Below are 10,821 nucleotides of genomic sequence, written 5' to 3'. Positions count from 1 at the left end.
GTTCCGGACCGGCTGGCAGGGTGCCGCGCCCGATCAAAGTCACGCCGACACGACCGACCCGCCCCGGCACGGCCAACACCCCACCCACACCCCCACCGATCACAACCCCGGCGGGACAGGGCCCTGATGACCCACGCGGAAGCAGGGGCGGTTCCGCGGGCCACGCAACACCTGGCCCAGCCCCTGACACACCACCCAGCGCAACAGCTAGTCCTGCGACCACGAACCATTGCCGGGTTGATGGGCCGGTGATCAAAAAAGGAGGGGCCGCCCCCGCCGGGCGAAGTACGGTCCTGCCATGTCCCGATCAGCCGATACTGCCCTCTCCCAGCCCGTCGTCACTGCGGACAACCTCGACCTTGCCGAGCAACTCGCTGTGGCAGCCCTTCGCGACGCGCCCGCAGCCGCGTGGGAAGGAAGGGCTGGTTCGCTGGAATGGGATTGCTGGGAAACCGTCGAGCACCTCAGCGACGACCTCTTCGCCTACGCCGCGCAACTCGCAACTCGGCCCGAGCACAGTGCCCTTGCATGGCGATGTGCCCTTCGTATGGGAGAGCCGACGGCCCGGCGGACCAGCGAACGCCATTCACGCGGACCGTGAGGCGGGGGTCGCCGGCCTGCTGCAGGTCCTGGAAGCGAGCGGCGCGCTGCTGGTCGCCATGGTGCGCGTACGACGTCTCCGCAGACGCGCGCCCACCACGTCTTCGGCGCTTCGGACCCCGAAGGTCTCGCCGCGATGGGGATCGTGGAGACCCTGGTGCACACGCACGACTTGACACAAGGACTCGTCTCGCATGGAGCCCGCCTGCCGATCTGTGCGCTCGGATGCTCGCCCGGCTGTTTCCGGCTGCACCGTCGCCCACGGACCCGTGGCTCACCCTCTTGTGGGCCACCGGCCGCGCCGAACTACCCGGACACCCTCGTCTCACCACATGGCGCTGGGACGGCGCACCCCGGGCATAGGCTCAGCTGCTCCGCCGCAAGGAGACGTGCTTATCCAGCAAGCCAGGCCTACGGACGGACCGCTGACGGATGCAGCGTACGATCGGCCGTTCCGTCGTCCCCGCCCAAGGAGCCTTCACCGGTGCCTGTCGTCATACCGCCGCCGCGCACCGCCGCACTGCTGTCCGTGCAGTGTCTTGCCCGTGACGAGGACGGTGAGCGCCTGCATGCCCTGTTGTGGTCCGCCGGCCCTGGCTGGCGGATGATCAGCAGCGCGGTGCTCGGCGGCGGCATCGGGGAGCGTGCCTGGGTGCTGAACGCGCAGGTCGCCCACGGCTATCGGCGTACCGACCCGGACCGGCACTTGGCCGCCCTCTCCGCTCGCGCCGGCGTGGGTGGAGCCGGTGTCGGGCTGATGACGGCCGCCGACGTGACGGCATACGCGCACGCGGACGACGGCGGCGCCGAGGCTGTGGTCACCGCGGGCATCACCGTCCGCGGGTGGGCCGCCTCACCGGCCGAAGGCACCGCCGGCTGCCCCGCGCCCGGCACGATCAACATCCTGGTAGCGCTGCCCGTGGCGCTGACCGACGCCGCCTTGGTCAACGCGGTGGCCACCGCCACCGAGGCCAAGGTCCAAGCCCTCCTCGATGCCGGCCACCACTGCTCCGGTACCCCAACCGACGCGGTGGTCATCGCCGCCCGCAGCCCGCGCCGGGGCGAGACACTTCATGCCTTCGCCGGTCCCCGCTCCCCCTGGGGTGCCCGCCTGGCCCGCGCCGTCCACCAGGCCGTCCGGGCCGCCGCTCCCGCCCTGCCCGCTACCATCCCGACTAGTTAGGCGGGGCCGAAGCTGCCACGACCGGCTCTGCACGGTCAGCCGCACGGTGGAGGCGGGCACCCGGGTCGCCTCGGAGATCGAGGGGCCTGAGCCCCGGCGACCCGGCACTGGCCGTGTGTCATGACCCCCCTGCGACCCGCTACGTGAGCAACGCCGACATCGTGGCCGTCTCCACCGACCACGCCCGGTACGCGGAGACGCCGGTCCAGGACGCACGGCCGCACCCGGAGCCCGAGCCGACCCCGCCGGGCGGAGGAGGACCGCGCGGCGGCCAGCCAACGCTGCGCGCGGTGCCGACGTTCCCCGAGGGCTCCCGCATCCCCGTCGGCTCAGGCTATCGGCCGAAAGGCCCGGTGGTGCGCGCGGACGCCGCGCTCGCGGCTGTCGGACCGGCACACCATGGTTGGGCCTACTGGTCGAGACAGCCCCACCAGTTCGGCGGGCTGCGGTCCTGGCGTATTGCTCTTGTGCGTTGTCTGAGTCTGCTGTTCGGGCGGCCCTGACCCCCATGCTCACGTCGTCGTGGCACGGCAGCACTCGCGGCCTGCGTGGCCCATCAAGGTGCGCAGCTGCTCGGGGACCGCGGCCAGAGGCGGGCCGCCGCCGACCACGTCGCTGGCTGCCACGCCGGTCAGGACGTGCAGCAGGAGGGGATGGTGCCAGTTGCGTGCTTCCTGATTACAGTGTTTTTGCTGTGTTTAATGCGGGTTTCGATAGGGCGAACGTTAGGCCATTCGAGTTAATCCGATTCCTGCACATGGTCGGGATTTTGCTCGTGTGCCTGTAATGGAGCAACCGACTGTGGGTGCCCATCCTCTGTCGTGGTGTCAGACGGCGATCGCTCGATCGTTGTCCACATGCATGGGCACCCCGGCAGGTGAATGCCTGAACCGCACCAGCAAGGAGTGCGGCGGTATGCGGCAGCCCACACCCAACTCTCCTCAAGAGGGGCTGCTCTCATGGCAGTAACCATCATTCCTTCAACGGTGGCGGCTTGCTCCAACTTCACCGCCCTCGTCACCGGCGCGCCCACCGCGGCCACCTCGGCCGTCTTCAACTACGACGGCGCCACCCCCCAGACGCTGCCGGTGGTCGCCGGCGGTGCCGGCCCTGCGACGTTCACGGCCGTCGGCTCGGGCGTACAGCTGGTCTCGGTCAGCTACGTCGACGCCGGCGGCGTCGTGGTGGGGAGCGACAGCGGTACCGTCACCGTCACTGCGGCACCGGCCGGGACCATCTCGACGACGCTGTCCGCCCCAGGCGGGACCACCACAGCCACCACCACGCTGACCTGCAGCGCCGGCCTGACCTCCGTCAACGGGACCCTGACCTACACCCTGCCGGGCGGAACCACGGTCACGGCCGCAGTGGTCAACGGCGTCGTCGCCCCCACCAATCTGGGGGTCGCGCTGACAGCAGGTCAGACGGTTGGCGTCAGCTTCACCTCGGCAGCCGGGTCCTGTGTGGCCTGCACCTTCACACCGATCACCGTCACCGTCCCCACAACGCCGTCCTGTCTCGTGCTTCTGCTGCCGCCGTCCGGTGTGGTGGTGGCCGGTCAGCCCACCACCCTGACCGCGCTCGTGCTCTGCAACGGGCTCCCCGTCTCCGGGGCCTCGGTCACCTTCAGCGGCGGCGGAGCCACCCCGGTGACCGTCACCACCAACGCCTCCGGGATCGCCACCGGATCGCTCACCTTCCCCACCGCAGGGCCGGCGTCGGTCACCGCAACGGTCACCGCGGCCAACTCCGTCTGCTCCTGCACCAACGTCTCCTCCACCCCCATCACCATCAACGTCACCACGCAGCCGACTTGCTCGGTGGTGATCCAGCCTGTGATCGGTCCGGTGGTGGCCGGTCAGCCGACCACCCTCACCGCGCTCGTGCTCTGCAACGGGCTCCCCGTCTCCGGGGCCTCGGTCACCTTCAGCGGCGGCGGAGCCACCCCGGTGACCGTCACCACCAATGCCTCCGGGATCGCCACCGGATCGCTCACCTTCCCCACCGCAGGGCCGGCGTCGGTCACCGCAACGGTCACCGCGGCCAACTCCGCCTGCTCCTGCACCAACGTCTCCTCCACCCCCATCACCATCAACGTCACCACGCAGCCGTCCTGCCTGGTGTTCCTGCTGCCGCCGTCCGGTCCGGTGGTGGCCGGTCAGCCGACCACCCTGACCGCGCTCGTGCTCTGCAACGGGCTCCCCGTCTCCGGGGCCTCGGTCACCTTCAGCGGCGGCGGAGCCACCCCGGTGACCGCCACCACCAACGCCTCCGGGATCGCCACCGGATCGCTCACCTTCCCCACCGCAGGGCCGGCGTCGGTCACCGCAACGGTCACCGCGGCCAACTCCGCCTGCTCCTGCGCCAACGTCTCCTCCACCCCCATCACCATCAACGTCACCGGCGGGGGGACAGGGGGGACCATTCAGGTGCTGCCGTCCTGCTGGCAGTTCAACCTGCAGGCGCCGCTCCCGAACCCCTTCACGGCGACACTCCGGGCGCGTGTCTCGCCTGCGGTCGCGGGCGTGACGGTGAGTTTCTTCGTGGGCGGGCAACTGGTGGGCACCGCGGTGACCGACGCCACCGGCACGGCGACCCTCAACGCCAGCCTGAACCTGCTGCAGGCACTGTCAGGCAGCTTCACCGCCACCGCCAACGTCGGCGGAACCCCCGTCCAGGCGACCGGCCCCCTGCCGCCCTGCCTGCCGCTGTGACCCGTCCCGACCCTGGCTCGGCCGGAACAGCCCCACAGCGTCGGGACGGATCATTGTCAGGCCCGGTCCAACGGTCAGCCTGATTTGGCGGTTCGCCAACGGTCGATCGCTTCCCGTGCAGAGTCGTCCCCCCGTCGTGCAAGGACGGGGGGACGGCCCTGGCTCCAAGCCTAACGGCGAGCACACACGCCGCCCGGCCCCACACCAAACCGACCTGCCTGAGGGAGACTTCCATGAGCTTGACGGAGTTCCTGCTGGCCCTCGGCGCCACTTGCCGCATCACCCGCCTTCTCACCAAGGACACGCTCGCGGCCGGCTTCAGATCACAGATCGCCGATCGCTTCGGTGACGACTCCAAGGCTGCCTACCTGGTCAGCTGCGGATGGTGCGCGAGCGTATGGGTCGCGACCGCCGTGACCGCCTGCCTCCTCGCCCTGACGGGCACCGTCTGGTTCACGGCACCGGCAACGGCCCTGAGCCTGTCCTACCTCGCGGGAGTGGCCTCACGGTGGCTGGACTGACCAACACCAAAGCGCCATCAGGGCCCCATCACGGTGCATTGCAGAACACGCCGCATGCGGACGGCACGACAGCGCAACGGCCACCCTCCGGTACTCAGCACCCAGACACGAAACGAGAACGAACATGGCCTGCAACTGCGGCGGGGTGTCCCCGCAGACCACCGTCCTCTACCAGTTGAGCTTGCCCGACGGCACAACCCGCTCCTACGTCACCTACCAGGAGGCCCTGGCCGCCAAAGCACGAGCAGGCGGCATCGGCGAGATCACGATCACCACTCAGTGACCCCCAGGGCCTCGCTGCGGAACGGCGTCCGCACGCTTCCGGATCGTCCGGTGAGTTTTCCGGCCGAGGGGCGTGCGGACCTGCTCCACCTGCTGAACTGTGCGATCACCGCGTTCGGTGAGCGCCTGGACCGCCATGGTGTAGAACCCGGCTTCATCGCCGTCATGGCCTACGCGGGCGGCCAGCCTGTCGGATCCGCCCAAGCCAACCGGATCGGCGGCGGGGACCGCTGGCAGCGGACCAGCCAGGACCATCTGATCGTTCAGTTGTCTGAGACCTGAGGCGCCCATCGTGCATAGGACTTCGGCAGCTCGCGGATCGATGACGGCCTTCCATCTGGGCAGAGGTACGGTCACGGCTGCTCCTCTTCCAAGGTGTCCGGCAAGCGCAGAAGGTCACGTCCGGCGACGGTGCGTTCCAGACGGCGGACCCGGCCGGGTACCGAGTGGCTCATTCAGCTTCTTCGCGTTTACACCAGCGTGGTCGTCGACCTGCTCGCCGCGCGTGCGCCGGTTCTGCTGAAGACACTGCGCGAGCACGAGCCCGACTTCGTCCTACTCGACGGCGCCCTCGTCGAGTGCGAGCGGGTCGGCGACGGTCAACCCGGCTACTCCCCCAACGCCGGCCCCACGGCGTGAACTTACAGGTCGTCACCGATCCCGGTAGCCGGCTGTTACGGCTCTCGCCCGCCCTGCCATGCCGCACTCACGACCTGACCGCCGCACGAACCCACCGGATCAGCCGAATCTGCGAGCGCCAAGGCGTTCCGATCGTGGCCGCCCCCGCGGCACGAGCACCCGTCGAACGCGGCGTCGTCCGCCTGAAGTCCTGGCGGATCATCCACAGATCGCGCTGCAGCCCCAACCGCATGACGTCAATCGCCAAGGCGGTCCTCACACTGGACTCGATGCTCTCGCCCATGGCGGTGAGCAGGTCACCGTCGACCAGCTACGCACTATGGCCACACCAACATCGCCGCCGGCCTTCGCGCGATGTCTCTCCTTTGCAATCGCCCCGGGTCTCGACAGGCGCCCGACGTCAAGGTTCCGGAGGATGTTCCGAGAGCCGCGGGCCGCACGCGGTCAGGCGACGGTGATGTTCTCCGCCTGGGGGCCCTTCTGGCCCGGGGTGAGACCTCGAACGTCACCTGCCGGCCCTCGATGAGCTCTCGGAAGCGCGAACCCGAAGTGACGCCCTGTTCCCGCAGCACACAGCAGAAGGCCCACACCAGATCGTGGGCGGGACACGGCATCTGTCAGCGACGCTACACACTGGGACCGGCTCCCACCTAGAGCAACGACCATGACTCACCCGTCCGTCGGCCTGTCGCCGTGGCCGCGCAGACAGTGTTTGAGGGCCCGCCCGGTGTGCGGCCTCGGCCTTGCACTCCTGGTGGCCGGAACCACCCCTCCGGGCGTGCCCTCATTCGTACGGGACTGACCCGGCCGCCGCTGCGGCCGTGATCAGCTCGCCTCCTCCCGCAGAGCGAGGCCCATGCGGCCCGCGAGGGCGGTGGCCAGGGAGGCGATGGTCGGGTGCTGCCAGACGAAGTTGCTCGCCAGGCGGACTGCGAGGTCGGCGTCGAGACGGATCCGCAACTCGGTGGCGAGGAGCGAGTCGAAGCCCAGGGACTTGAGGGGGGTGTCCGGATCGAGGGTGGCGCTGCCGGTGCGCAGGATGGCCCGGATGTGGTCCGCCAGGTAGCTCTCCAGGGCGTTCTGGCGGGCGATGCCCGCGGGCAACGCCTCCAGCCGGGCGCGGACGTCCCGCGAGCCGCTCTCCGCCCGCTCGGGCTCCGCGCGAGCGGCGTCCGCCGCGTCACGTTCGTCCGGTGAGAGGTGGGCGAAGAGGCTGGAGTCCGCGGCCTGCCGGGGAATCCAGGTCCGCGGCGCTCCGGGGATGACGGCCGTCCGGACCCTGCCGTGGATGAGCAGGCTGTGCAGCGCCTCCAGGCCCTGGCGGGTGGGGATCGTCTCGTAACCGCGGCCGGCGAAGTCCATGGCCTGTCCTGTCTCTCCCCAGGGACCCCAGTCGACGGCCAGCGTGGGCGAGCCGTTGCTGGTGCGCCACTGGGCGAAGGCGTCGAGCCAGGCGTTGGCCGCCGCGTACGCGCCCTGGCCGGCGTTGCCCAGCAGGCTGCTCATCGAGGAGTAGACGACGAACCAGTCCAGGGGCAACCCGGCCGTCGCCCGGTGCAGATTCCAGGCCCCCGTCACCTTGGGCGCCCATACGCGCTCGAGTTGGTCGTCGCGGATGGTGTTCAGGGCGGCGTCGTCGAGGACCATGGCGCAGTGCACTACGCCGCGCAGCGGCAGCCCTCCCTTGGTGGCGGCCTCCACCAGCCTTTCTGCGGTGCCGGGTTGTGAGATGTCGCCGAGCACGACCGTGGTGTCGCCGCCCAGGTCGCTGATCGCGCGGGCGGTCTCCGATGAGGGGGTCCGACGGCCGTTGAGGACGATCCGGCCCGCTCCCTGCTCTCTCAGCCAGCGGGCGGTGGCCAGGCCGAGACCGCCGAGCCCTCCGGTGATGACGTAGGCGCCGTCGGAGTGCACGACGCCTGGTCCACCGGGGTCGACCGCGAGGGTCTCCCCCTCGTCGGGGACCGACAGCACGATCTTGCCGGTGTGTCCGGCACGGGCCATCAGGCGGAAGGCGTCGGCCGCGTGGTCCAGTGGGTACTCCGTGCACAGCAGCGGTTTGAGGCGTGCCGCGGCGATGTGCGCCATCACCTCGCCCAGGATCTCGCCTAGCAACTCGGGTCGGCGTCGCTGGAGTTCGATCAGGTCCACCGTGCTGAACGTGATGTTGTGCCGTAGCGGGCCGAGCCCCATGGGGGCGTCGGCCATGATGTCGCGTACGCCGAGTTCGACGAAGCGGCCGAAGGGGCGCAGGCTCTGCAGGCCGGCGCGGACGGACGGTCCGGCAAGCGAGTTGAGGACCACGTCGACTCCTTCGCCCCCGGTGGCCCGGCGGGTCTGCGGGGCGAACTCCAGGGATCGGGAGTCCATGACGTGGCGGACCCCCATGCCGCGCAACTGGCGCCGCTTCTCCTCCGAACCTGCCGTGGCCAGGACCTCCGCGCCCAGGAGCCGGGCGACGGCGATCGCCGCCCTGCCGGTGCCCCCTGTCGCGGAGTGGATCAGTACGCGCTCGCCCGGTGCCAGCCGTGCCACGTGGCACAGGGCGTACCAGGCGGTCAGATAGGCCGTGGGCAGTCCCGCCGCCGCCGCTGGCTTGAGCCCAGGCGGTACGAGGGCCACGGCGTGGGACGGGACCGTGACGAAGGACCCGAAGGCGCCCCCCTCCAGCTGTACGGCGAGCACGGCGTCCCCCGGACGGAGGTGGTTCACCCCGGGTCCTACCGCGGAAACCACCCCCGCGCACTCGAAACCGATGCGGTAGGCGGTCTCCGGCTCGGAACCGAGCATCCCGAGGGAGGTCAGGGCGTCGCGGAAGTTGACGCCCGCGGCCCGCACGCGCACCTCGACCTCTCCCTCGCCGGGCCGGCGGCGGCCCGTCGAGACCAGTTCGAGGCTGTCGGGGTCACCGAACTGCCCGACCCGCAGGCGGAATCCATCGTGCCCAAAGCGCACGGTCCGGGTGGTCCGGGCCGTGCTCTCGGCCGCTGTGACGGGAGACCGGTCGAGGCGCGCGACGTACCGGACATCACCGCGCAGCGCCACCTCGTCCTCGGGCGCGTCGGCGAGCAGTTCGGCGGCCAGGGTGCGCAGTCCGCGCCGGTCGGGGTCGGTGTCGACGAGGGTGGGACGGAGATGGGGCCGTTCGACTGCCAGGACTCGGGCCACACCGCGCACCGCGCTGTGGGCGGGGCGCCCGGCCTCGTCCACGGTGACGGCGTACGCGTGCCGGGTGGCCACGTACAGACGCCATGGCTCCCCGTGTTCGTCGGCGGCCTGAGCCAGGGCGAGCAGCCGGCGCGCGCGTTGCTGCGCGCCTCCCACGGGGTCGGTGGTGTCGGCGGTGGGTGTGCCGGACAGGAGGACGACGCCGCGCCAGGCGTCGGCTCCGGAGGTGAGGTGCCTGCCGAACACTTCGCCCAGTGAGGCGAGTCCTTCCGCGTCCAGAGGCATGTCCCGCACGTGCACCCTCGCACCGGCGGAGCGGAGTTGGTCGGCCAGGCATTCGGCCTCGCCGTCGCCCTCGCCGATCACCAGCCAGTCTCCGGGCGTGGTCCGCCCGGCGTGCGGCCGGGGCGCGCGATGCCAGCCGAGTTCCATGAACCACTGGTCGACCTGTGACGCCTGGGCGGGCGCGCTCCGCAGGAAGCGTACGTTGTCGAGGGCGAGGACGGGGCGTCCGCGGACGTCGAGTGCGCGGACGTCGCCGACGAGGGTCGAGCCGGTGTTCTCCGTGATCGACGCGTGGACGTGCGTAGCCAGGGCGGGGTCGCCGAGGAGGCGCATGGAGCCGACCCCGACCGGGAGGATCGGCGCGGGCGTGGTGTCCTCACCGGCCCCCGCGACGACCAGTTGCAGGCACAGGTCGAGGAGGACGGGGTGGACGCTCAGCGGAGGGGCGGGAGCGGCGGCGGTGCGGGGCAGATGGACGCGGGCCCAGTAGGTGTCCCGCCGTTCGGTGGTCCGCAGCGCGGTGATACCGGTGAAGGCGGGTCCGTGTTCCAGTCCGCAGGCGCGCAGCCCGGCATAGAGCTTTCCGGGATCGAGGGCGACGGGGTGCCGGTGCTTCAGCTCGGGGACGGACGCGGCGCGGGTGTCGGGGGGCGCGATGGTGTGGCGGGCCACGGCGGAGGCGTGCAGTTGCCATGAGCCGTCCGAGGCGGGCGAGTGGACCTCGCAGGTCGCCTGATCGCCGTCGGTGAGGGTGACGGTCGTACTCAGCTCTGTGTCGTCGTCCAGGGGCAGCAGGTCGTGGAAGGCGATGTCCACGAGTTCCACGTCGGGAGCGGCGTCGGCCAGTGCGGTGACCGCCACGGTGTGCAGGAGGGCACAGAAGCCGGCGCCGGGCAGAACGGTGGAGCCGTGCACGCGGTGGTCGTCGAGCCAGGGCAGGTGCCGGGCGGGAGCGGAGGCGTGCCAGTTGTGCCGGACCGGGGTGCCGGGAATCACGGTGTGTCGGCCGGGCAGGGTGCCGTCCGCCCGGGGTGCTTCCAGTGCCGCCGTGTCGCCGGCCCAGTGGGGGATGCGGTCGAAGGTGGTGGTGGGTACGTCGGCCAGGTGACCGCCGCCGCACGGATGCGTCCAGTCGACGGTGCCGCCGTGGCAGTGGAAGGCGGCGAGCTGCGTCCTGAAGGTGACGAGCTCGTCCTGGGCCCGGCGGAGCGTGGGCAGCACGACGGCATTGGGGACCAGGGGGGCCAGGCTGTCGTTGAGGGACTGGGCGACCACGGGGTGGGGCGAGATCTCGATGAACACCTGGTGCCGGTCCTGGGCGGCGGCGGTCACTGCGGGGTGGAAGCGCACGGGCCGACGGAGGTTGTCGCACCAGTACGCGGCGTCGAGCACGGGCTGCTGCCTCGGGTTCTCGGTCACCGTGGAGTAG

General features: G+C 70.9%; 6 protein-coding genes and 3 pseudogenes. 8 read left to right on the top strand and 1 reads right to left on the bottom strand.

From position 1 onward, the window contains the following. Positions 1 to 298: 298 nt before the first annotated feature. From CCN33_RS33200 to CCN33_RS22345, 8 genes and pseudogenes are all read left to right on the top strand, one after another. A pseudogene (locus CCN33_RS33200) lies at positions 299 to 963 on the top strand (hypothetical protein). Positions 964 to 1,084: 121 nt separating this feature from the next. Further along, positions 1,085 to 1,783 carry an adenosylcobinamide amidohydrolase gene (locus CCN33_RS22365; RefSeq protein ID WP_086695319.1) on the top strand — a complete coding sequence of 233 codons (699 nt, stop codon included), beginning with the start codon at positions 1,085 to 1,087 and terminating at the stop codon, positions 1,781 to 1,783. 143 nt (positions 1,784 to 1,926) lie between these two features. Then, on the top strand, positions 1,927 to 2,286 hold the full coding sequence (locus CCN33_RS31645) for a hypothetical protein (RefSeq protein WP_140394623.1): 360 nt from the start codon (positions 1,927 to 1,929) through the stop codon (positions 2,284 to 2,286). A 456-nt stretch (positions 2,287 to 2,742) separates the two neighbouring features. Next, a complete protein-coding gene (locus CCN33_RS22360) occupies positions 2,743 to 4,497 on the top strand; it encodes an Ig-like domain-containing protein (protein WP_140394622.1) in 1,755 nt (584 codons plus the stop codon). Between the two features lie 233 nt (positions 4,498 to 4,730). Continuing rightward, a complete protein-coding gene (locus CCN33_RS22355) occupies positions 4,731 to 5,018 on the top strand; it encodes a hypothetical protein (protein WP_086695317.1) in 288 nt (95 codons plus the stop codon). 124 nt (positions 5,019 to 5,142) lie between these two features. Next, a complete protein-coding gene (locus CCN33_RS32190; protein WP_167387919.1) occupies positions 5,143 to 5,301 on the top strand; it encodes a DUF7196 family protein in 159 nt (52 codons plus the stop codon). Between the two features lie 62 nt (positions 5,302 to 5,363). After that, positions 5,364 to 5,546: pseudogene (locus tag CCN33_RS22350) on the top strand (GNAT family N-acetyltransferase); the annotation flags it as partial. 225 nt (positions 5,547 to 5,771) lie between these two features. Beyond that, positions 5,772 to 6,205 (top strand): annotated as a pseudogene (locus tag CCN33_RS22345) (transposase family protein); the annotation flags it as partial. 559 nt (positions 6,206 to 6,764) lie between these two features. On the opposite strand, the gene CCN33_RS22340 reads toward CCN33_RS22345, so the two are convergent. Then, positions 6,765 to 10,821, bottom strand: a 4,057-nt coding sequence (locus CCN33_RS22340) for an SDR family NAD(P)-dependent oxidoreductase (protein ID WP_107483974.1), incomplete at its 5' end; no start/stop codon positions are given.

This window comes from Streptomyces recifensis, assembly GCF_002154615.1.
GTDB lineage: Bacteria > Actinomycetota > Actinomycetes > Streptomycetales > Streptomycetaceae > Streptomyces > Streptomyces griseoluteus.
The sequence above is the reverse complement of the archived record's forward strand: the minus strand, read 5'-3'. Positions and strand labels throughout refer to the sequence as shown.